22 protein-coding genes are annotated in these 20,261 nt (G+C 72.0%); 4 read left to right on the top strand and 18 right to left on the bottom strand.

All coding sequences use genetic code 11. The annotated features are described in order from the left end of the window. The first annotated feature begins 83 nt into the window (after positions 1 to 83). Entirely contained in the window at positions 84 to 1,406 is a 1,323-nt protein-coding gene (locus ACMCNN_RS20135; protein WP_412747218.1) for a hypothetical protein, read from the top strand. On the opposite strand, the gene ACMCNN_RS20140 is transcribed toward ACMCNN_RS20135, so the two are convergent. From ACMCNN_RS20140 to ACMCNN_RS20170, 7 genes are all read right to left on the bottom strand, one after another. Then, on the bottom strand, positions 1,388 to 3,526 hold the full coding sequence (locus ACMCNN_RS20140; RefSeq protein ID WP_412747219.1) for a flavohemoprotein: 2,139 nt from the start codon (positions 3,524 to 3,526) through the stop codon (positions 1,388 to 1,390). The two genes, ACMCNN_RS20135 and ACMCNN_RS20140, sit on opposite strands and share 19 nt — an antisense overlap. 181 nt (positions 3,527 to 3,707) lie before the next feature. Further along, entirely contained in the window at positions 3,708 to 4,862 is a 1,155-nt protein-coding gene (locus ACMCNN_RS20145) for a MalY/PatB family protein (protein WP_412742069.1), read from the bottom strand. Between the two features lie 158 nt (positions 4,863 to 5,020). Beyond that, a complete protein-coding gene (locus ACMCNN_RS20150; RefSeq protein WP_412742070.1) occupies positions 5,021 to 5,839 on the bottom strand; it encodes a TrmH family RNA methyltransferase in 819 nt (272 codons plus the stop codon). A 7-nt stretch (positions 5,840 to 5,846) separates the two neighbouring features. Continuing rightward, positions 5,847 to 6,437: a dihydrofolate reductase family protein gene (locus ACMCNN_RS20155; protein WP_412742071.1), complete on the bottom strand. Its 591-nt coding sequence runs from the start codon at positions 6,435 to 6,437 to the stop codon at positions 5,847 to 5,849. A 431-nt stretch (positions 6,438 to 6,868) separates the two neighbouring features. Beyond that, a complete protein-coding gene (locus ACMCNN_RS20160; protein ID WP_412742072.1) occupies positions 6,869 to 7,534 on the bottom strand; it encodes a hypothetical protein in 666 nt (221 codons plus the stop codon). 291 nt (positions 7,535 to 7,825) lie between these two features. After that, complete coding sequence (locus ACMCNN_RS20165; protein ID WP_412742073.1) at positions 7,826 to 8,953, bottom strand: SPFH domain-containing protein; 1,128 nt, start codon at positions 8,951 to 8,953, stop codon at positions 7,826 to 7,828. Between the two features lie 32 nt (positions 8,954 to 8,985). Next, on the bottom strand, positions 8,986 to 9,435 hold the full coding sequence (locus tag ACMCNN_RS20170; RefSeq protein WP_412747220.1) for an NfeD family protein: 450 nt from the start codon (positions 9,433 to 9,435) through the stop codon (positions 8,986 to 8,988). A 245-nt stretch (positions 9,436 to 9,680) separates the two neighbouring features. On the opposite strand from ACMCNN_RS20170, the gene ACMCNN_RS20175 reads away from it, so the two are divergent. After that, complete coding sequence (locus ACMCNN_RS20175) at positions 9,681 to 10,991, top strand: serine hydrolase domain-containing protein (protein WP_412742074.1); 1,311 nt, start codon at positions 9,681 to 9,683, stop codon at positions 10,989 to 10,991. Between the two features lie 3 nt (positions 10,992 to 10,994). On the opposite strand, the gene ACMCNN_RS20180 is transcribed toward ACMCNN_RS20175, so the two are convergent. After that, positions 10,995 to 11,825, bottom strand: coding sequence for a DUF3097 domain-containing protein (locus ACMCNN_RS20180; RefSeq protein ID WP_412742075.1), 831 nt, complete (start codon positions 11,823 to 11,825; stop codon positions 10,995 to 10,997). Between the two features lie 88 nt (positions 11,826 to 11,913). Here ACMCNN_RS20180 and ACMCNN_RS20185 point away from each other — a divergent pair, with 88 nt between their 5' ends. After that, positions 11,914 to 12,702, top strand: coding sequence for a hypothetical protein (locus ACMCNN_RS20185; RefSeq protein ID WP_412742076.1), 789 nt, complete (start codon positions 11,914 to 11,916; stop codon positions 12,700 to 12,702). Positions 12,703 to 12,709: 7 nt separating this feature from the next. Next, positions 12,710 to 13,213: an NUDIX domain-containing protein gene (locus tag ACMCNN_RS20190; protein ID WP_412742077.1), complete on the top strand. Its 504-nt coding sequence runs from the start codon at positions 12,710 to 12,712 to the stop codon at positions 13,211 to 13,213. A 48-nt stretch (positions 13,214 to 13,261) separates the two neighbouring features. On the opposite strand, the gene ACMCNN_RS20195 is transcribed toward ACMCNN_RS20190, so the two are convergent. The 10 genes from ACMCNN_RS20195 to fabG form a co-directional block, all read right to left on the bottom strand. Continuing rightward, positions 13,262 to 13,771: a hypothetical protein gene (locus tag ACMCNN_RS20195; protein WP_412742078.1), complete on the bottom strand. Its 510-nt coding sequence runs from the start codon at positions 13,769 to 13,771 to the stop codon at positions 13,262 to 13,264. A 105-nt stretch (positions 13,772 to 13,876) separates the two neighbouring features. After that, the gene (locus tag ACMCNN_RS20200) at positions 13,877 to 14,209 is read right to left on the bottom strand and encodes a TfoX/Sxy family protein (RefSeq protein WP_412742079.1); all 333 of its coding nucleotides are present in this window, start codon (positions 14,207 to 14,209) and stop codon (positions 13,877 to 13,879) included. An 85-nt stretch (positions 14,210 to 14,294) separates the two neighbouring features. Continuing rightward, on the bottom strand, positions 14,295 to 14,894 hold the full coding sequence (locus tag ACMCNN_RS20205) for a DUF6346 domain-containing protein (RefSeq protein ID WP_412742080.1): 600 nt from the start codon (positions 14,892 to 14,894) through the stop codon (positions 14,295 to 14,297). Positions 14,895 to 14,931: 37 nt separating this feature from the next. Then, positions 14,932 to 15,966, bottom strand: coding sequence for a hypothetical protein (locus ACMCNN_RS20210; protein ID WP_412742081.1), 1,035 nt, complete (start codon positions 15,964 to 15,966; stop codon positions 14,932 to 14,934). Continuing rightward, positions 15,966 to 16,271: a type VII secretion target gene (locus ACMCNN_RS20215; protein ID WP_412742082.1), complete on the bottom strand. Its 306-nt coding sequence runs from the start codon at positions 16,269 to 16,271 to the stop codon at positions 15,966 to 15,968. Before ACMCNN_RS20215 ends, ACMCNN_RS20210 begins: the two co-directional genes overlap by 1 nt. Then, positions 16,268 to 16,654 (bottom strand): YbaB/EbfC family nucleoid-associated protein, encoded by a 387-nt coding sequence (locus ACMCNN_RS20220; protein ID WP_412742083.1) that lies wholly within the window; start codon positions 16,652 to 16,654, stop codon positions 16,268 to 16,270. Before ACMCNN_RS20220 ends, ACMCNN_RS20215 begins: the two co-directional genes overlap by 4 nt. Before the next feature lie 90 nt (positions 16,655 to 16,744). Beyond that, complete coding sequence (locus ACMCNN_RS20225; protein ID WP_412742084.1) at positions 16,745 to 17,524, bottom strand: HAD-IIA family hydrolase; 780 nt, start codon at positions 17,522 to 17,524, stop codon at positions 16,745 to 16,747. Beyond that, positions 17,521 to 18,549 (bottom strand): ferrochelatase, encoded by a 1,029-nt coding sequence (locus tag ACMCNN_RS20230; protein ID WP_412742085.1) that lies wholly within the window; start codon positions 18,547 to 18,549, stop codon positions 17,521 to 17,523. Before ACMCNN_RS20230 ends, ACMCNN_RS20225 begins: the two co-directional genes overlap by 4 nt. Positions 18,550 to 18,598: 49 nt before the next feature. Continuing rightward, positions 18,599 to 19,366 (bottom strand): enoyl-ACP reductase FabI, encoded by a 768-nt coding sequence (fabI, locus tag ACMCNN_RS20235; RefSeq protein WP_412742086.1) that lies wholly within the window; start codon positions 19,364 to 19,366, stop codon positions 18,599 to 18,601. 27 nt (positions 19,367 to 19,393) lie between these two features. After that, positions 19,394 to 20,098: a 3-oxoacyl-ACP reductase FabG gene (gene fabG / locus ACMCNN_RS20240; protein WP_412742087.1), complete on the bottom strand. Its 705-nt coding sequence runs from the start codon at positions 20,096 to 20,098 to the stop codon at positions 19,394 to 19,396. Positions 20,099 to 20,261: the final 163 nt, after the last annotated feature.

Here is a 20,261-nt window from a genome sequence, read left to right on the forward strand (position 1 = left end):
GTCGTCTCCCTTTGTCGAGTCGCACTAGTATGGCTCGCCGGGACGACGACGGGAGCTTCTGGGTGCACGCGCAATTCGAGGTCATGCGGTTCCCCTCGTACGCCTTCGATCCCGGCACGGGCGTGGTCACGTTCGACTACCTGCTCGACGGGCCGTCGCCGCTGCGCTTCACCGAGACGATCGAGCTGCCCGTACCGGCCGCGCCGCCGTCGGCCGCGACCCTGGCCACGGTGCGCCGGGTGCTGGACCTGCTGCACGTGGTGGCCGGGGTGAGCTACTACAAGGTCGGCGCCCCGCCCCGGGTGGTGGCGCCGGCGCCCGTACCGGCCGAGGCGGCGGCGCTGTTCACGGCCGTCTACACCCACGGCCTCGCCGAGTACGCGTACCGCAACGACCTGCCGCACGTCCTCGACCTGACCGTCGAGGTGCCCGGCACCAGCCGGGCCGCGGCGCCCGTGGACAACGCCGAGGGGCGCCCCCTGTCGGCGGTCGGCGGCGGCAAGGACTCCATCGTCACGCTGGAGATCCTGCGCGCGGCCGGGCTCGACCCGGTCCCGTTCTCTGTCAACCCCAACCCGGTGATCGTCGACGTGAACGCCGCCTCCGGCCTGCCCGCGCTGGCCGCTCGGCGCCGCCTCGACCCGCACCTGTTCGAGCTCAACAAGGCCGGCGCCCTCAACGGCCACATCCCGGTCACCGCGATCAACTCGCTGATCGCGATCGCCACCGCCGCGCTGCACGGCCTCGGCCCCGTGGTGATGTCCAACGAGCGTTCCGCCTCCGACCCGAACCTGGTGTGGAACGGCCACGAGGTCAACCACCAGTGGTCCAAGGGCGTCGAGGCCGAGGGCCTGCTGCGCGCCGCGGTGACCGCGCACGCCGGGCTCACCGAGCCGTACTTCTCGCTGCTGCGCTCGCTGTCGGAGCTGCACATCGCCCAGCTGTTCGCCCGGCACACCCGCTACGACGCGGTCGTGACCAGCTGCAACAAGGCGTTCAAGCTGCACGACCGGACGGCCCGCTGGTGCGGCGACTGCCCCAAGTGCCGGTTCGTCTACCTGGCCATGGCGCCCGCGATGAGCCCGGACCGAATCGGCGGGATCTTCGGCCACGACATGCTGACCGACACCGCCCAGGTGCCCGGCTTCAGCGAGCTGCTCGGCATCGACGCGCACAAGCCGTTCGAGTGCGTGGGCGAGGTGGAGGAGTCCCTGGTCGCGCTCGGCATGCTGGCCGAGGACCCGCGCTGGCGCGACGCACCCGTGGTCACCGCGCTGCGCGCCGCCGTGCCGGACACCGCGTGGGCCAGCGCGTCGCGCGAGGACGTGCTGACGCCGGGCGGGCCGACGTTCGTGCCGCCCGTGTACGCCAAGGCGCTGGCGGACGCCTACTCGGGCGCGTCGTGATGGATCCGTTCCGGGGCCACCCCTAGCTGGAGCAGGGCCTCGGTGGTCGCGCCGAGCATGGTCGGCGGCCCGGCCAGGAAGACCTCGTGCCGCGACCACTCGCCGTACGCCGCGATCGCGTCGGTGACCAGCCCCGACGCGTACGGGCCGGGGTCGCCCTCCGAGATGACCGGGACCACGGTGGCGCGCCGGCAGGAGTGGGCGATCTCGGTGATCTCGTCGATGTCGTACAGCTCGGCGAGCGTACGGGCGCCCCAGAACAGCACCGCCTCGCGCGGGTCGTTCGTCGCGGCCAGCTCGATCAGCAGCGCCTTGAGCGGCGCGACGCCGGTGTCACCGGCCACCAGCAGCAGGTCGCTGCGGTTGTCCGCGGGCACACACATTGCGCCCTCGGCGGGGGCGAGGCGGATGTGGTCACCGGGGCCCGTGCGGTGCACCAGCGTTCCGCTGACCCCGGCGTGCGTCTTCGCCCGTACGTGCAGCTCCACGACGGTGTCCCGGCGCGGCGCCCCGGACAGCGAGTACGGCCGCCACACCCCCGGCAGTTCGGCCACCTCGATGCGGGCGAACTGCCCCGGCCGGTACGGCATCGGCAGGTACGGCCGGACCCGCAGCACCGCCAGGTCGGGACGGCGCAGCTCGTGCTCCACCACGACGGCCCGCCACGTCATCGGCGCGTACCCGGACGCGGCCATGCCGTGCGCGATCCAGTCGTGGGCGTGTTGCCAGGTGCCGCGCCAGGCCTGGTCGAGGTCCTGCCGCCAGGCTCCGGCCAGGCCCGCCCGCATCGCCTCGGCGAGCGCCGCGCCCACGAGCTGCGTCGGCGGCAGGGGCACGCCGCTGCGGGCCAGCGCCGAACCCAGCTCGGTGCACCCGGCCACCAGGGCCGGCGGATCGTCGAGGTGGCGTACCAGCCAGGTCAGGGCCTGGGCGATCTGGTCGCGCTGGCTCAGCGGACCGCCGGGCAGCGTGGCCAGCAGCTCCGGCGCTGCCTGCCGCAACGCGGCCTGCAGCCGGGTCGCCACCTCCGGCGCGCCCCCGGCCCCGCTCAGGCTGGTGTCGAGCAGCCGCTGCACCTCGCGCAGCGCGGCCTGGTCGGCCGGGTCCATCCCGTCGAGGAGGGAAGCCGCGGCGGTACGGCCCGGCGGCACGACGACCGGCGCCGTACCGACCTGGAGTGGCGGCGTCTCCGCCTCGGCCCCGCCCGGGCTGGGCGCGACCGGGTTGGCCGGTGCCGGTTCGGGTGACGGCGGGGGCGGTGGGCTCGCGAACGGGCGGCCGATGGGTTGCAGGCCGGCCATTGCACGGACCCCCGCGGGGTCGACGGGTGCGGTGCCGGCGGGCAGTGACGGAACCCCTGGCAGGGGCGGCGTTTGCGATGAGGTCGGGCCCGTCGGCGTGCTCGATCCCGGTGGCAGAGCCGGTGGCTGGGCCGTGCCTGAACCGGGCAGAGCCGGCAACGCGGGGGCGCTGGGCAACGCGACGGCGCCCGACCCCGGCACGCCCGGCAACGCGACGGCGCCCGGCCCCGGCGCACCCGCCCCCGGCGCACCCGGCAACGCGACCGCGCCGGAGCCCACCGCACCCACACCCTGCGCACCAGGCAACGCGACCGCGCCCGGCCCCGGCGCAGCCGGCAGCGCGGTCGAAGCCGAACCGGGCAGGCCCGGCTGTGCTGCGCCGACCCGGGCGCCCGTCACGAACCAGTCCGGATGCACCGGCCCCGGCATGGTGTCCGGTGCGGTCGTCCCACCGGTCCCGGCGGCGCCAAAGGCACCACTCAGACCACGTGTCCCTGCGGCACTGGCGCCCACAGCGCCACCCGCACCGGGGCCACTCGCCGCTGGGCCGCCTCCGGCGCCCGCCGCGCCCGCTGCGCCCGCTGCGCCCGCCGCGCCCGCTGCGCCCGCCGCGCCCGCTGCGCCCGCCGAGGCGCTCGGGCGCGGGGCCACGGCCGGACCGGCCAGCCCACCGGACGGCGCTGAGCCGGCGGAACCGGCGCCCGTGGGTGCGGCCGGATCGGTCTCACCGGTCGCGTCGGTGCCGCCCATGCGCGCCCGGATGGCGCGCAGCAGCGCCATCAGGTGCGGCTGGTCGGAGCCCGAACCGGAACCGATCATCGACACCTGCACACCCCCGAGACGCCGTACCACCACGAAGCCGCCGGACCACGCGAACAGGACAACCGTACTGCCGTCGCGGGGGCGCCCGCGACCGCCCCGCGGCCAGGGTCCGGGGACTCGGCCAACGCCACGCACGCGTCGGAACGCGCCCACCCGCCGGGCGGGCCGGCCGTGGCCGCTACCCCGCGAGCGCCGCCGCCATCCGCGCGGTGCCCTCGTCCAGGATCTCCGCGCTCGTCCCGAAGTTGAGCCGCACGTATCCGCTGCCCGGCGCGCCGAAGCGGGTACCCGGCTCCAGCGCGATCCGCCCACGGGTGAGGAACAGCTCGCGCGGCGCGTCGCCCTCGCCCAGGGCCGCGCAGTCGAGCCAGGCCAGGTACGTCGCCTCGGGGGGTCGCCAGCGCAGCTGCGGCAGCCGCTCGGCCAGCAGCTCACCGAGCCGGGTGCGGCGCGCATCGAGGGTGGCGAGGAGCCGGTCCAGCCACGGTTCACCCGCGGTGTACGCGGCGATCGTCGCCAGCATTCCGAAGTGGCCGGTGCGCCAGCGGGCGTCCGCCGGGAAGCGCCGCACCAGCCCGGCGGTCGCGGGTGACGCGGTCACCACGGCGGCGCACTTGAGACCGGCCAGGTTGAACGCCTTGCTGGCCGACACCACGCTGACCGCGACGTCGGCGGCGCCGGGCACGCTCAGCAACGGCGTGAACGTCGCGCCCGGCAGCACCAGCGGCGCGTGGATCTCGTCGCTGACGATCGGGACACTGTGGACCTGCGCGAGGCGGACCAGCGCGGCCAGCTCGTCCGGGGTGTGCACCCGCCCGACCGGGTTGTGCGGGTTGCACAGCACGTACGCGGCGGGGCCGGTCGCGAACGCCCGTTCCAGCGCGGGCAGGTCCAGCCGGTAGCTGCCATCGTCGTCGCGGGCCAGCGGCACCTCGTGGACCCGCGCACCGGCCTCGGGCACCCAGTCGAAGAACGGCGGGTACACCGGCGGGCTGACCACGACCGCGTCGCCCGGCCCGGCGAGGGTCCGCAGCACCTCCACGACCCCGACCCCGACGTCCGGTACGGCGCAGACCGCTCCGGGATCGACGTTCCATCCCCAGCGCCGCGCCGCGAACCCCGCCAGCGCCGTACCCAGCGTGGAGTCCTGCACGGAGTATCCGGTGTCGGACGCCTCGACCGCGTCCCGCAGCACGTCGGCGACCGGCGGGGCGAGCCCGAAGTCAAGCTCGGCGACGGTCAGCGGCAGCACATCCGGCGGGTGTGTCCGCCACTTGGCGCTGCGGCGACGCCGAAGCTCGGCGAGGGGCGGGACGGGCAGCTCGACGCTCATGGCCCCCATTCTCGCGGTCGCCGGATCTCCCCGCGTGGCGGCCGGTCAGGAGTGAGGATTCGGCAGCCGGTACAGCACCGAGCGCCGCAGCGGGCCCGCCGGCACGGTGGGGTCGTCGAAGCCCTCGGACGGGCGCGCGGTCTGGAGCTGTCCGCCGCTCACCCGTGGGCCGGCTCGTCGTCGCGGCCCAGCTCCCAGAACGCGACCGCTGCCGCGGCCGCGACGTTGAGCGAGTCCACGCCGCGCCGCATCGGGATGCGCACCCGTACGTCGCTGCCCGCGAGGGCGTGCCGCGACAGGCCCGGCCCTTCGGCGCCGAGCACCAGCGCGGCACGGGCGCGCTGCGCGGCGGTGAGGTGCTGCAACGGTACGGCCTGCGGGTCGGGGGTCAGCGCCAGCACCGCGAAACCGGCCGCCCGCACCTGATCCAGGCCGTCCGGCCACGGCTCCAGCCGCGCGTACGGAACGGCGAACACCTCGCCCATGCTGACCCGTACGCTGCGCCGGTAGAGCGGGTCGGCGCACGAGGGTGAGAGCAGCACCGCGTCGATGCCCAGCGCCGCCGCACCGCGGAAGACCGCGCCGATGTTGGTGTGGTTGTTGACGTCCTCCAGGATCGCCACCCGGCGCGCGGCGGCCAGCACCTCACCCGCATCCCGCAGCGGCAGCCGGTGGAACGAGGCGAGCACACCGCGGTGCACGTGGAAGCCGGTGGCGCGTTCCAGGACGTCGGGGCTGGCCGCGTACACGGGTGCGCCGGGCGGCAGGTCGTCGAGCTGGTCCACGCGTTTGGCGTCGACCAGATAGGAGCGTGGCGCGTAGCCGGCGCGCAGGGCGCGGCGCAGCACCAGCTCCCCTTCGGCGATGAACAGGCCGTGCGGCGGTTCCCAGCGGGTCCGCAGCTCGACGTCGGTGAGCGCCCGGTAGTCACCGAGCCGCTCGTCGTCCGGGTCGGTGACGAGGTGCACGTCGGGCATCGGCGGCTCAGCCCACCCGGTACGTGAGATGGGTGGCGGTGCCGGAGGTCCGGACCCGGACCTGGCGCAGTTCGCGCGGGACGACCCCCCCGTCGAACAGCGGTGTACCCGCGCCGAGCAGCACCGGCGCCACGTGCAGGCGTAGTTCGTCGAGCAGCCCGGCGTCGAGGCAGCCGCGGATGACCGCCGCGCCGCCCATCACCACCACGTCGCGTTCCTCGGCCAGGGCAGACGCCTTGCTGACGGCGCTGCCGACACCGTCCACGACGAACGTGACCCGGTCGGCCAGCCGTACCTCGTCGGGCGGGGTACGGGTCACGACCAGGACGGGCTGCTGGCCGACGGCGTCCGCGCCGTAGCCCACCTCGTCGTTCCAGCCGTACGGACTGTCCACGATGTCGAACAGCCGGCGGCCCATCACGATGACGCCGGTGTTGTCCACCGCCTCGGCGAGCACCTCGGCATCGACCCGGTCCCCCTGGAACGCCCAGGTGTGCAGCGCCTCGCCACCCCGGCCCAGGCCGTGGGCGAGGTCGACGTCCGGCCCGGTCACGAACCCGTCGACGGACATCGAGATGTCGGCCACCACCTTGGCCATGTCACGCTCCCTCCGGCGCGGCACACGGCCCGCGCCCCGCCCCCGGAGCATGCCATCCGCCCCGCAGCCCACCCCGCCTGACCTACCCGCCGACCCGCCGCCGCTCCCGCGAAACATCAACCGAGCCCAAGATCTTGGAAGCTACCGGCCCCTCCATGGGCCACCCCACTCCAAGATCGCCGGGGTCCCGGAGCAGCCGAACGGTTTGGGGCTGCGTGCGGGGTTGGTTCGCAAGGGCGGGAGTGGATGGGCGGCGGGGCGGGAAGGCGACGCGAGGCGGAAAGACGACACGAGGCGGGAAGGCGACGGGGGCGGGGAGGCGACGCGGGGCGGGGAGGCGGAGCGGGGCGGGGAGGCGGGGCGGGGAGGCGGAGCGGGCGAGGGCCGGCAGGGCTGGGCGAGGCGGGGTGGGAGCGGAGGGTGTGAGGGGGTCAGGCTGCGGGGATGAGGCGGTTGCCGGTCCAGGCGAGGCCCATGCCGGCGGCCAGCATGAGCAGGGCGCCGACGGTGGGCAGCGGCTGGACCGCGTACGTCCCGGCGCCGACGGACACGGCGGCGAGCATGAGCAGGATCCCGTCCGCGGGGTTGACCAGCCGCGACCGGAACACCGCCCAGCCGAGCAGCAGCCAGCCCGCGCCGGTGACCAGCGCACCCACGAACGCGACCGTGTGCACCGAGTCGGCGGACAGCGCGCTGCCGGCCGGCGCCGTGTCCGGTGGCAACGCGACCGTCGGAAGCAACAGCACGACACCGGCGAGCCCGACCAGCAGCCCGGCCAGGGCGGGACGGCGGACCCGCGAACCCGCCAGCAGCCCGGCCAGGGCTATCATCGCGACGAGGGAGAACCAGCCCGCGACCAGGCGCAGGGCGAGCGGGCCGGGCTGCGCCCCGAGGGTTGACCAGCCGAACAGGACGGCGGCGATCGGCAGCGCCCACAGGGCGACCCGGGCGTAGCGGCGTACGGACCAGATCCAGACGGCCTCGCGGACGGGCAGCAGGCCGTCGTCGGTGTCGGTGGCGGGGCGGGCGCCGCCGACCCAGGCGGGCGCGACCCTCAGCGGACGCCCACTGGCGGTGTGGTGCTGGCTGATGCTCATGGCAGGCTCCCCGCTAGCTCTGCCGAGCGGCCGGGGGGCACCGTCGGATCCCTGTGCCCAGCCTTCCAGAAACCAGGCACGCACGGATCATTTCCGCCAAAATCGGACTGACAGCCACGCCCTCGACATCACCGACGCCGAGGACGGGACCAGCACGCGAACGGCCCCCGGGGCTGGTCCCGGGGGCCGTTCGATCCAGACGACATCCGGGCAGCGGATGCCGGTCAGCCACGCATCATGACCGCGATGACACCGCCGGACGCGAACGCCGGGTCACGGGCGTGTGCCCGCTCAGGCGCGCTCGGGTTCCCCCGGGTCGGGTTGGCGGTGCGCGGCGTTGAATCCGAGGCCACCGAGCGCCGGAGGGGTCGGCTCCGGGGCGGGCAGGCCCTTGGGGGCGGTGTCGCCGGAGACCTGCGCCTCGGCCGCCCGTACGGCGGCGTCGACCTTCTCGGCCTCCGCGGCCGCGGCCTCGGCCGCCGCGGCGGCCTCGCGCTCGACCGCGCCGGCGTCGACCGCCGCCGACGGCGCGTCCCCGGCCATGTTGGCCAGCCCGCCCAGCGCGCCGCCGAGACCCTCCAGGGCCTTGGTCAGCTCGGTCGGCACGATCCACACCTTGTTCGCCGAACCGTTGGCGATCTGCGGCAGCGACTGCAGGTACTGGTACGCCAGCACCTTCTGGCTCGGGTTGGCCTGGTGGATCGCGTCGAACACCGTACGGATGGCCTTGGCCTGACCCTCGGCCTGCAGGATGCGGGCCTGGCGGTCACCGTCGGCACGCAGCACCGCGGCCTGCTTCTCGCCCTCGGCCGTGAGGATCTGCGCCTGCTTGTGGCCCTCGGCGTTGAGGATCGCGGCGCGGCGGTCCCGCTCGGCGCGCATCTGCTTCTCCATGGAGTCGCGGATGCTGGGCGGCGGCTCGATCGCCTTGATCTCGACCCGGGTCACCTTGATGCCCCAGCGGCCGGTGGTCTCGTCGAGCACCCCGGACAGGTGCTTGTTGATCTCCTCGCGGCTGGTCAGGGCGCGCTCCAGGTCCAGCGAGCCGATGACGTTGCGCAGCGTGGTGACCGTCAGCTGCTCGATGGCCTGCAGGAAGTTCGAGATCTCGTAGGTGGCCCGGACCGGGTCGACGACCTTGAAGTAGAGCACGGTGTCGATGGAGACCACCAGGTTGTCGCTGGTGATGACCGGCTGCGGCGGGAAGCTGACCACCTGCTCGCGCATGTCCACCTTGGTGCGGACCGCGTCGATGAACGGGACCAGCAGGTTCAGGCCGGGTGCCAGGGTGCGCTTGTACCTGCCCAGGCGCTCCACCACGTCCATCCGCTGCTGGGGAACGATTCGCACGGACCTGATCAGGGTGATGACCGCGAACAGCGCGATCACCATGACCAGGAGACCGATCACAACATCCATGGTGCCTCTCTTTATCGAAGGTGCTCAGCAGCTCAGAGATGGGGCAGGTCGTCGCGCCAGACCAGCGCGGTGGCACCGCGTACCCGGACGACCCGGACGTGGTCGCCCGGCTCGTAGGTCTCCGTGCCGTCGAACGAGCGCGCCTGCCACAGCTCGCCGTCGATCTTGATCATGCCGCGGTCCGCGTCGACCTGCTCCAGCACGGTCGCCTGAGCGCCCTCCAGGGCCGCCAGCCCGAACGACGACTCACCGCTGTCCAGAGCCGGGTTCTGGCGCCGCACGATCAGCGGACGGATCGCGCCGATGGACAGGGCCGAGACGATCGCGAACACGATCGACTGCACGAGTACGGGGGCGCCGAGCGCGGCGGCACCCGCAGCCGCCAGCGCGCCGGCCGCGAACATGATGACGAACAGGGTCGCGGTGAACGCCTCGGCGATCGCGAGGGCGATGGCCAGGACGATCCACAGCACAGCTTCCACTCCACGATCGTGACACGGCCGCGCACGGACGGCGATGCCCGTCCGGCCCAACGCTATCCACCCGGGCGTGCGCTCGTGGCCCTCGCTGCGCTCGGTGCGCTCGCTCACGCCGTGCCAGCCGCGCGTGCGCTCGTGGCCCTCGCTGCGCTCGGTGCGCTCGCTCACGCCAATCCGTAGCCATATGCTCGCCGGGCAGTTGTACACGAGGCATCACCCCCCGAACATCCCCCCAAGGAAGGTATGCCGTGTCCCTGCTGCCGGAAACCGCCCGACGTGTCACCGAGATCGCCGCGCAGGCCCAGTCCACGGGGCGGGCGCCGTCACTGGCGCTGGGCATCGTCCGCGACTCGGCGCTGCTGCACTTCGCCGCCGCGGGCGGGCAGCCGCAGCCCGACCCGGCGACCCAGTACCGCATCGGCTCGATCACCAAGACGATGACCGCGATGATGATCATGCAGCTGCGCGACGAGGGCTTCTTCGCCCTCGACGACCTGCTCTACCGGCACCTGCCGGGCACCTCGGTCGGCGGCATCACCCTGCGCCAGCTGCTCGGCCACGTCTCCGGGCTGCAACGCGAACCCGACGGCACCTGGTGGGAACGCAGCGTCGGCGGCGACGTCGACCAGCTCCTCGAGGAACTGCCGTACGAGAAGGTGGCAGGGCCGCCGTTCCGGCGCTACCACTACTCCAACCTCGCGTACGGGCTGCTCGGCGCCGTACTGCACCGGGTCACCGGTGAGGACTGGCCGACCCTGCTGGCCAAGCGGGTACTCGACCCGCTGAACATGAAGCGCACCACGTACGGGCCGGTCGAGCCGTTCGCCCGCGGCTACGTCGTGCACCCGCTGCACGGCAGCCTGCACGAGGAGCCGCGGCTGGACGCGGGCGCCATGGCGGCGGCCGGGCAGCTGTGGTCGACGGTCACCGACATGGCGGCGTGGGCGGCCTTCCTCGCCGACCCGGCGCCCGAGGTGCTGGCCCGCGACACCCTCGACGAGATGTGCGCACCGGTCGTCATCGCGGACGAGACCTGGACCGCCGGGCACGGGCTGGGCCCGCAGCTGTACCGGGTCGGCGAACGGGTGTTCGTGGGACACGGCGGCTCGATGCCCGGGTACGTGGCGCAGCTGGCCGTGCACCGCCCCAGCCGCACCGGCGTGGTCGCCTTCGCCAACGCGTACGGCCTGCGCGGCACCCACATCCAGCGGGTCGCCCTGGACGCGCTGAACGTGGTCCTGGACGCCGAGCCGGTGACGGTGCAGCCGTGGCGACCCACCGTCGCGCCCCGGGGCGAGGCCGCCGAGCTGTGCGGCCGCTGGTGGTGGATGGGCCGCGAGTACGAGATCCGTGCGGAGACCGACGCCGTGGTGATGACCTGCCTCACCGTGCCGACGGTGCCGTGGCGGTTCGTGCGCGAGGCCCCCGACCGGTGGCGCGGCACCTCCGGCATGAACGACGGCGAGATCCTCACCGTTCTGCGCGACGCCGACGGCGGGGTGGCCAAGCTGGACATCGCCACGTTCGTCTTCGGCCGCGACCCGTCCCACCTGGCCTGACCGCTACGCCGGGTCGTCGAGCACCGATGGGTCGTCGAGCACCGTGACGAAGTCGATGAGCCGCTCCATCGCGTTGACCAGCGGCGTCTCGACGTCCTTGTAGCTGTTCACCCCGGCGAGGATCCGGCGCCACATCGCCGCCGGATCGGCGACCCCGACCGCGGCGCAGACGCCCTCCTTCCACGGCCGCCCGGGCGGCACGACCGGCCAGGCGCGCAAACCCACCCGCTCCGGCTTGACCGCCTGCCACACGTCCACGTACGGATGCCCGGTGACCAGCACGTACGGCGAGGTGACCGCGGCGACGATACGGCTCTCCTTGGAGCCGGGCACCAGATGGTCGACCAGCACCCCCAGCTTGCGCCGGGGGCCGGGTGCGAAGTCGCGCACGGCCGCGGGCAGCTCGTCGACGCCGTCCAGCGGCTGCACCACCACACCCTCGATGCGCAGGTCGTCGCCCCAGATCCGCTCCACCAGGGCGGCATCGTGGATCCCCTCGACCCAGATCCGGCTGGCCCTGGCGACCTGCGCGCGTACCCCGTCGACCGCGACGGAGCCGGACGCGGTCCGCCGCGGTTGCGCGGGCACGGCCCCGGCCGCCGGGCGGCGCAGCGTCACGACCTTGCCCTCCAGCAGGAACGCCGCCGGGTCGAGCGGGAAGTTGCGGCGGCGCCCCTTGCGGTCCTCCAGCACCACGGCGCCCAGCTCGAAGCCGACCACGGCGCCGCAGAACCCGGAGTCCACGTCCTCCACCACCAGGTCACGTTCGGCGTCGACGACGGGCACCACCCTGCGCCTACGCCAGTTCCCGGCGAGCACATCCTCCCCATACATGACCCGCACGGTAACTCCCCCGAGCGGGTAACCCCCGCCGACGCTCCGGCCGAGACAACCCCGGCGAACGGCACGTACCCTTGCTCGCATGTCCCCCGCAGCTGATGCGGCGACACTGACGGTGCGCCGCTCGACCCGGTTCGTGGCCTGGGTGCGCGCCTGGCGCGCCGGCCTCGTACCGTTCGACGAACTGGCCGACGAAATCGCCGCCGGCGAGGAGCACCTGGTCGCGGACGCCCCCGGCACCTGGACCGACGTGTCGCTGTCCGCCGCGCTGCCCGCCCTCGCCAAGCTGCACCCCGACGACATCCGGCTGGTGCTCCCGGCGCCCGGCGACCCGCGCGGCCTGCCCGGGCCGGGCGAGCTGACCGGTGCCGCGCTGCTGGCGGGCGAGGCCGTGATGACCCCCGACTTCGGCGTGGTGCCGGAGGTACGCCGCCACACGTCCGGCTCCGGGGTGACCTTCGAGACGGTGCTGTGGCGCTTTCACCCGGTGCCCGCGTCCGGTTTCCGGCCCGGTTTCCAGATGGCCGCCGCCGAGGCCGAGGCGGAGCTGACGGCCGCGCTGACCGAGGCGACCGCGCAGCTGACCCGCCTCGACGTCGCCCACTGGCGGCCCGAGCTGGCCGGGGCCCTGCAGGCGTTACGCCGGCCGGAGAGCACCGCCACCCTGCCTCCGGGCTTCGACCCGCGCTCGCGGCGGCTGTTCGCCCGGGCCAGCGTCCTCGACCAGGTGCTCGTGCTCGCCGAACACAGTGCCCCCGGCGGCGCGGTCAACGGTTTCGAGGCCCAGCAGCGCGATGCCGCGTTGCGCCCGCTCACCACGGCCTGCCGGCAGGCACTGGTCGCGGCCTGCAACTCGCCGCTGCATCCCTGAGCCGGACATGCAGGACCGCTACGCCCACTGCACGTTCTGCGGCGCCCGGTTCACCCCCGGGCAGCCCTGGCCGCGGCGCTGCGCCGCCTGCGGTGAGACCAGCTACCTGAACCCGCTGCCGGTCGCGGTCGCGCTCCAGCCGGTCGGCCTGGGCCTGCTGACCGTCCGGCGGGCCATTCCCCCGGCCGAGGACCTGCTGGCCCTGCCGGGCGGCTTCATCGAGCGCGGCGAGACCTGGCAGGAGGCGACCGTACGCGAGATGCGCGAGGAGGTGGGCCTGGACGTCGAGGCCAAGACGGTACGGCTGTTCGACGTGCTCAGCGCCCCGGACGGCACCCTGCTGATCTTCGGGCTGCTCCCGGCACTCGCCTCGACGGACGCGCTGCCGCAGAGCCTCGCGAACACGGAGTCACGCGGCTGGCGGGTCCTCGACGCGCCCGAGGCCCTCGGCTTCGACCTGCACACCCAGGTCGTCGAGACGTACTTCGCCGAGATCGCCGCCGAGTTCTGACGCCGACGTGGCGAGGGGCATCCGCCGAGGCGCCCGTTCGCCGCCCGCCTAGGCCGGATTCGGTTCCGACCTGTCCGGCCAGAGTGGGGCGGACCAGCTTCCTTCAGGGTGGCGACAATCGACCCGCCGGTGTGTGGCCGGAATGTCTTCGGAAAGCCAACGCACACCGATGACGAGTTCGTCGGGCGGCGGCGCGATCCACGTCCTGATCGTGAGGCGGGAATGGGCTTCGTCGGCGCCGAGTGTCCAGACGCTGAGGGTTTTGTCGTCGATGTTCCAGGTGAGCGAGCGGAAGTCGCCCGGTTCTCCCGACCCGAATGAGATCGCCGGATCAGCCCGCTGCGGATCCGTGGCGCCGCGGAGCGGCCTCCTTCCGGGGCCGGGATGACGCAGGAGGAACTCCGTTTCGATCTTGACGCCTTCGTCATAGCCGACCATTGATCGCAGAACGATGGCGGCGCTCTCCGACCGGCCGAGAAGGACGTCCGACAGCACGAGCGTCCCGCGGGAGGCCGGCGGAGGACGCTCAGTGATCTGAACATCCTGATTGGATTCCATCGGTCGCACGATAGAGCGTCCGGCAGGCCAAGGCTGACGGTGGAGTCAAGTGGCAGCGAGTCGCGGCGCTTCGCGATCCTGCATGCGCCGCTGCAGCGGGTGACGTCACTTGGCAGGCAGCGATCGGGCGTAGCTGACGCCCCGGGACACCCATGCCTCCAGCTGGCGTTTCGTCGCCAGAGCGGCCGTGTCGACACGCAGCCATCCATCCATCTCGCGTCCGCGCATCTCGAATCGGCTCGCCTCGGGGCGTTGCACGAGCGCCGGGGTGTCAGCCGGGTCGACCCCGAGCAGCATGCCGCCCTGGCCGCTGGCACTCACCGCCAGGTTGCCGTTGATCAGGAACGCCAGCCCGCCGAACATTTGCTTCTCGGTCAGGCCCGGTTCGCCCTGCACCACCTCGCGGATGCGGCTGGCGAGATCCTCGTCGTAGGCCACGACGACAGTGTCCCACTGCTCGGGTGTCTGGAAGTCGTGGAGTTGAGGCAACCCAGCGCGATGCCGGGTGCATCCGGGCGCTGGGTCACCGCTTGGAGACGCCTCGAATGGCGTCGCGTGCAGCGACGAAAGTCCCGCCGAGCAGCAGGAGAATGGGAATCGACGCGATGACCGCCAGGCCCCAGCCGAGCGCCACGACGGCTGGACGATGCGGCAATTCGGGTCTTGAGAAGACGACACCGCCGCCGCGGGAGCCGGCGCCTTCACCGATGGTGACCGTGGTGCCCACCTCGTCGGCATGAAAGAAGTTGCGGCGATCAATGGCGTAACGCCCGGAGAAGCCACCGTCCCAGACCACGTCGGCCGTGCATTGATCCCAATACCCGATACCCCACCCGATGGGCCCTCGCCGCTCACAGGAGACGACAGTGGCCTTGCCGACGCGCCGGGCATCGCTGAAGTCGGGGCCGGACCACCCTTGCACGGTCAGCGCGAGCTCACCGAAGACGAACCCGAACACGACCATTCCCAACACGATCAGCCATCCGCGACGCCGCCCTCTGGACCGCTCCGGCGCCACTGGCGAGGCTGACTCAGGCTTGACCTCACTCCGACGACCGGCCAGCGCATCGGCAGCCTGGTTGTTGTCCTTGATCTTGTCGAGGCGTTGCTGCAACTTCCGCATACGCTCACGGTCATCGCTCACAACGGGTGGCCCTTCTTCACAGCGGGAGCTTGATGGGTGTGTCGGATGCGGGATCTGGAAGTTTGTCGCCGGTGGCGCCGCCGTTTTGCAGGCTGTTGTTGATCGAGGCCGATTTCAGGGTCTCGTCGACGATCTGATCCGTCGTGCCGTGCGCAGCGCTGTGCCCCTTGGCGAGCGTTTGATAGGCATCCTTGTATGCCGCCCAACCGTCACGGAGCCCGGAGACCGGGCCGCGCTCCATCATCTCGCCGCCGGCCTGCGCTCGGTAGGCGCCATTGATGAGCGCCGCATCAGTTCCGTGTTGAAGCGACTTCGAGATTCGCTCCAAGAGCCCGCCGAGGATCTTGATATCACCCGTCAGTCTGGCCACGGCGTCGGTCAGTCGCTTCAACATGTTCATGATCTTGGTGGAGCACTCCGCCACAAGGATGCCGACCTCGGCGACCACCTTGGGAATTGTGACCACAAGTAGCGCCTGAAGCGCTTTCGAGACGGCAGCACCGACAACCTCGGCAATAAGATCGCGCACCGTGTTGCGAACGACGCCGATGAGAGCGCCCGCAACCAGCGTCATCTTGGCCATGCCTTCGCTGATCGCACCAAGCGCCTGGACATCCTCGACGTGCCGGCTTGCCCGAGATCGGTAGGCGTCCGCAGCCAACGTGGTCCAGTCGATTGTCGAGCGCTTGACCTCGTCGGCATAGTAGGTTGCGGCGAAGTCGACGCGCGCTCCGATGTTCCGCCAGGTATTGGCGTGTCCCTCGATCTCCTTGGGATCGCCACACAACCAATCCAGAGGTTCGCGCAGGAACGACACGTGCTCCATGAGCCATCCCACGCCGGCCGCAAAGATCGCCTGGAACGGGTCCATGATCATTCCAATAGCAGACAACCCTGTGGACAGCAGGTTGCCACCCATGCCGAGATAGTCACCGTTGCTGAAGCCGTCGACGGTCCCCATGACGGATTCAAGAATCCCGGCACCCTCATACCAACTGGTGGAGGCTTCGGGAGCGACGACACTGGCCCTGGTAAAGGCGTCGGTCATCATCAACCTCCGAGGCGGCGGGCAGCGTCGGCGTCGCTGGCGTCGAAGTCGGCGGCCACCGCCCGGAGCGTGTCGGCCAGTCGCTGGCTGGTTGACACCGCGTTCTTCAGCTCACCGACAGCGTTGTCCTGAAACGGGTTCAAGATGGACGTGAAGAGGCCACCGACGAGCACGCCGTAGGACGCCGCGCTGGCCTGCACATGGACCGCACCGGCAAGCCCCTCATCAATCATGTGGCCCAACTCGTCGACGGCAAGGGCGTGCTTGCGAACCGACTCGCTCGAAAGCCTGATATCAGGCTGTGTCATCGCACGTCCTCCCCGAGATCGTCGTCCTGAACAGGGAATCGTTGCGCATAGGTTTGCGTGACAAAGGTGGCAGTCGGTGAACCCTGCCCGTAGAGATCCGACACGAGTTCACCCATTGATTCCGCCAGCTTGGCCTGCGCCTGACGGGAAGTCGCCAGAACCAACTCGGCCAAGCGGTCCAGCTCAAGATCACGCGCGGCAGAACCGAACTGCAGCCCGGAAAGCCCGCCCGTCGAGTCGACGGTGACCTGCACTTCGCCGCCCCTGGACTGCGCCGTGACGGAATTCTGCTCCAACCTCCGGCTCAGCAACTGCGCCCGCTCGGCATGCTCAGCCGCCCGCAACTCGAACGACCGCAGCAGATCCTCCGGCAACTGGCTCATTGGCAACCCTCCCCGTGTGGCGGGATGATAGCCGATGCCATGGCCCCCGCGAGGCCCCGAAGGGGGTCGCACGGGCCCACCCGCCGCCGGTCAGAGTTCGTCGATGAGGTCCGCGACGCTGTCGACGATGCGGGACGGCCGGTACGGGTACCGCTCGGTCTCGGCGCGCGTACTGATCCCGGTGAGCACGAGGATTGTCTGCAGCCCTGCCTCCAGCCCGCACAGCACGTCGGTGTCCATCCGGTCGCCGATCATCGCCGTACTCTCCGAATGGGCCTCGATGGTGTTGAGCGCCGACCGCATCATCATCGGGTTGGGCTTGCCCACGAAGTACGGATCGACCCCGGTGGCCTTGGAGATCATCGCCGCGACGGACCCGGCGGCGGGCAGGTCGCCCTCGTTCGACGGGCCAGTCACGTCGGGATTGGTGCAGATGAACCGGGCCCCGCCGTTGATCAGCCGGATCGCCTTGGTGATGGCCTCGAAGCTGTACGTCCGGGTCTCGCCGAGCACCACGTAGTCGGGGGCGTAGTCGGTCAGCACGTACCCGACGGCGTGCAGCGCGGTGGTGAGCCCTGCCTCGCCGATCACGTACGCGGTGCCGTCGGGGCGCTGGTCGGCGAGGAACTGGGCGGTGGCCAGGGCAGAGGTCCAGATGGACTGCTCGGGCACCTCGATGCCCATGCGGCTGAGCCGGGCCTGCAGGTCGCGCGGGGTGTAGATGGAGTTGTTCGTGAGGATCAGGAACGGCTTGCCGGACTGCTGCATCTTCGCCACGAACTCGGGTGCGCCGGGGACGGGCACCCCCTCGTGCACGAGGACGCCGTCCATGTCGGTGAGCCAGCTCTCGATGGCCTTGCGCTCGCTCATGACGCTCCTCGTCGCGGTGGAGGCGGGCAGCAGTTCTCGGGGCACACGTCCCAAACCGGGAGCGTACCGAGCCGCGCCGGTGCGGATTGCTCGGTCCGCTCCAGTACCAGCTCCCGGACCATCGCCACGAACCGGGAATCGGTGCCGGGGGTGGCCGCGCGGGCGTATCCGAGGCCGAGTTCCCGGGCGGTCGCGGCGGCCTCGTTGTCCAGGTCCCACACCACTTCGAGGTGGTCGGAGACGAAGCCGATCGGGCTGACCACGACGTCGGTGACCCCCTTGTCGGCCAGCGCCCGCAGGTGGTCGTTGACGTCCGGCTCCAGCCACGGCACCTGCGGCGGGCCGGACCGGCTCTGCCAGACCAGGTCCCACGGCAGGTCGGGGGCGGCCTCGGCATGCACGAGGGCGGCGGTCTCGTGCAGCTGGGCGGTGTAGCGGCCGCCGTCCGGCCCGGCCGTGGCGGCCATGCTCACCGGGATCGAGTGCGCGGTGAACACCAGCCGGGTGCTGCTCCGGCGGGCCGGGTCCAGCCCGGCCAAGGATTCACGTACGGCGGAAGCGTGCGGCCGCACGAAGCCGGGGTGGTCGTGGAAGTGGCGCAGCTTGGCGATCCGGGGGGCGCCGGGACCGACCTTCGCGCGGGCGGCGGCGATGTCCTCCCAGTACTGCTTGCACGACGAGTACCCGCCGTACGCGCTGGTGGCGAAGCCGAGCGCAGACGTGACCCCGTCGTCGCGCATCCGCGCCACGGTGTCGGCCAGCATCGGCTGCCAGTTGCGGTTGCCCCAGTACGTCGGCAGCCCGACCCCGTGCGCGGCGAAGTCGGCGTCGATCGCGGCCAGCAGGTCACGGCACTGCTGGTTGATCGGCGACACCCCGCCGAAGTGGTAGTAGTGCTCGGCCACCTCGGCGAGCCGCTCCTCGGGCACGCCGCGCCCGCGCGTCACGTTGCGCAGGAACGGCATGACGTCGTCGCGGTGTTCCGGGCCGCCGAAGGACATCAGCAGGAAAGCGTCGTACCCCACGGTGACCATCCTTCCCGAGCGCGCCGGGCCCGCCCACGTGAGGTCGGCCTCAGGCCCCCAGGGCGTGGTAGCCGCCGTCGACGTGCACGATCTCACCGGTGGTGGCGGGGAACCAGTCGGACAGCAGCGCGCACACGGCGCGGGCGGCGGGCTCCTGGTCCTGCAAATCCCAGCCGAGCGGGGCCCGCTCCGCCCAGGCCTCTTCGAACTGCTCGAAGCCGGGGATCGACTTGGCGGCCATCGTGCGCAGCGGCCCGGCCGACACCAGGTTGCTGCGGATGCCCTGCTCGCCCAGGTGCAGCGCCAGGTAGCGGGAGGCGGACTCCAGCCCGGCCTTGGCGACGCCCATCCAGTCGTAGACCGGCCACGCCTTGGTGGCGTCGAAGGTCAGGCCGACCACGCTGCCGCCGCGGCCCATCAGCGGCAGGCACGCCGTGGCCAGGGACTTGTATGAGTACGTGGAGACCTGCACCGCGGTCGCCACGTCCTCCCACGGCGCGTCGAGGAAGCCGCCGCCGAGGCAGCTCTGCGGCGCGAACCCGATCGAGTGCACCACCCCGTCGAGGCCGTCGACGTGCTCGCGCACCTTGTCGGCCAGCCCGGCGAGGTGCTCGGCGTTTGTCACGTCCAGCTCGATGACGGGCGCCGGTTCGGGCAGCCGCTTGGCGATCCGCTCGACCAGCGACAGCCGGCCGAAGCCGGTGAGCACGACCGTGGCGCCGTTCTCCTGTGCCAGCTTCGCCACCGAGAACGCGATGGAGGCGTCGGTGATGATGCCGGTGATGAGCAGGCGCTTGCCGGCGAGCAGTGCAGACACGGGTCTCTCCTGAGTAGGTGGAACGGGTCAGTGACCCATGCCGAGGCCGCCGTCGACCGGGATCACGGCGCCCGAGATGTACGCCGAGGAGTCGCCGGCCAGCCAGGTCACCGCGGCGGCGACCTCGCCGGCCTGGGCGAGCCGCCCGGCCGGGACGGCGTTGATGATCTCCGCCTTGCGGGCCTCGGGCAAGGCGTCGGTCATGTCGGTCTCGATGAAACCGGGGGCGACCACGTTCGCGGTGATGTTGCGGCTGCCCAGCTCGCGGGTGATGGAGCGGGCCATGCCGACCAGCCCGGCCTTGCTGGCGGCGTAGTTGACCTGGCCGGGGCCGCCGTACAGGCCGACGACGGAGGAGATGAAGATGATCCGGCCCCACTTGGCGCGCAGCATCTTGGCGCTGGCCCGCTTGGCGCACCGGAACGCGCCGGTCAGGTTGGTGTCGACGACCCGGGTGAACTGCTCCTCCGACATGCGCAGCAGCAGGGTGTCGTCGGTGATACCGGCGTTGGCCACCAGCACCTCGACCGGGCCCAGCTCCGCCTCGACCGCGGTGAACGCGGCGTCGACCGCGGCGCCGTCGGTGATGTCGCACTCGACACCGAACAGCCCCTCGGGTGCGCCGCTGCCGCGGTGGGTGACCGCGACCCGGTCGCCCTGCTTGGCGAACTCCTGCGCGATGGCCAGGCCGATGCCGCGGTTGCCTCCGGTGACCAACACGGTGCGTGGCACGCGTACTCCTTCTGCTGCGGGGATCATGTGGAGACTAGCCGGTGGTTCGCGCCACGCCCGGCACGCTCCCATTTTCCTTATGTCGCGCTTAAGAGGTACGCTCACGGACGGCCCGAAGACCGCCACGACTCGTGGCACGCGACCGACGGAGGTGATCGCTGTG

Source organism: Krasilnikovia sp. MM14-A1004 (genome assembly GCF_047159485.1).
Classification (GTDB): Bacteria; Actinomycetota; Actinomycetes; order Mycobacteriales; family Micromonosporaceae; genus Actinoplanes.

What these genes read in the sequence shown, in the direction of transcription:
- ACMCNN_RS20135 (WP_412747218.1), top strand. Translation starts at nt 84, where the DNA reads ATGCGGTTCCCCTCGTACGCCTTCGATCCCGGCACGGGCGTGGTCACG.
- ACMCNN_RS20140 (WP_412747219.1), bottom strand. Translation starts at nt 3,526, where the DNA reads ATGATCGGTTCCGGTTCGGGCTCCGACCAGCCGCACCTGATGGCGCTG.
- ACMCNN_RS20145 (WP_412742069.1), bottom strand. Translation starts at nt 4,862, where the DNA reads ATGAGCGTCGAGCTGCCCGTCCCGCCCCTCGCCGAGCTTCGGCGTCGC.
- ACMCNN_RS20150 (WP_412742070.1), bottom strand. Translation starts at nt 5,839, where the DNA reads ATGCCCGACGTGCACCTCGTCACCGACCCGGACGACGAGCGGCTCGGT.
- ACMCNN_RS20155 (WP_412742071.1), bottom strand. Translation starts at nt 6,437, where the DNA reads ATGGCCAAGGTGGTGGCCGACATCTCGATGTCCGTCGACGGGTTCGTG.
- ACMCNN_RS20160 (WP_412742072.1), bottom strand. Translation starts at nt 7,534, where the DNA reads ATGAGCATCAGCCAGCACCACACCGCCAGTGGGCGTCCGCTGAGGGTC.
- ACMCNN_RS20165 (WP_412742073.1), bottom strand. Translation starts at nt 8,953, where the DNA reads ATGGATGTTGTGATCGGTCTCCTGGTCATGGTGATCGCGCTGTTCGCG.
- ACMCNN_RS20180 (WP_412742075.1), bottom strand. Translation starts at nt 11,825, where the DNA reads ATGTATGGGGAGGATGTGCTCGCCGGGAACTGGCGTAGGCGCAGGGTG.
- ACMCNN_RS20185 (WP_412742076.1), top strand. Translation starts at nt 11,914, where the DNA reads ATGTCCCCCGCAGCTGATGCGGCGACACTGACGGTGCGCCGCTCGACC.
- ACMCNN_RS20190 (WP_412742077.1), top strand. Translation starts at nt 12,710, where the DNA reads ATGCAGGACCGCTACGCCCACTGCACGTTCTGCGGCGCCCGGTTCACC.
- ACMCNN_RS20195 (WP_412742078.1), bottom strand. Translation starts at nt 13,771, where the DNA reads ATGGAATCCAATCAGGATGTTCAGATCACTGAGCGTCCTCCGCCGGCC.
- ACMCNN_RS20205 (WP_412742080.1), bottom strand. Translation starts at nt 14,894, where the DNA reads ATGCGGAAGTTGCAGCAACGCCTCGACAAGATCAAGGACAACAACCAG.
- ACMCNN_RS20210 (WP_412742081.1), bottom strand. Translation starts at nt 15,966, where the DNA reads ATGATGACCGACGCCTTTACCAGGGCCAGTGTCGTCGCTCCCGAAGCC.
- ACMCNN_RS20215 (WP_412742082.1), bottom strand. Translation starts at nt 16,271, where the DNA reads ATGACACAGCCTGATATCAGGCTTTCGAGCGAGTCGGTTCGCAAGCAC.
- ACMCNN_RS20220 (WP_412742083.1), bottom strand. Translation starts at nt 16,654, where the DNA reads ATGAGCCAGTTGCCGGAGGATCTGCTGCGGTCGTTCGAGTTGCGGGCG.
- ACMCNN_RS20225 (WP_412742084.1), bottom strand. Translation starts at nt 17,524, where the DNA reads ATGAGCGAGCGCAAGGCCATCGAGAGCTGGCTCACCGACATGGACGGC.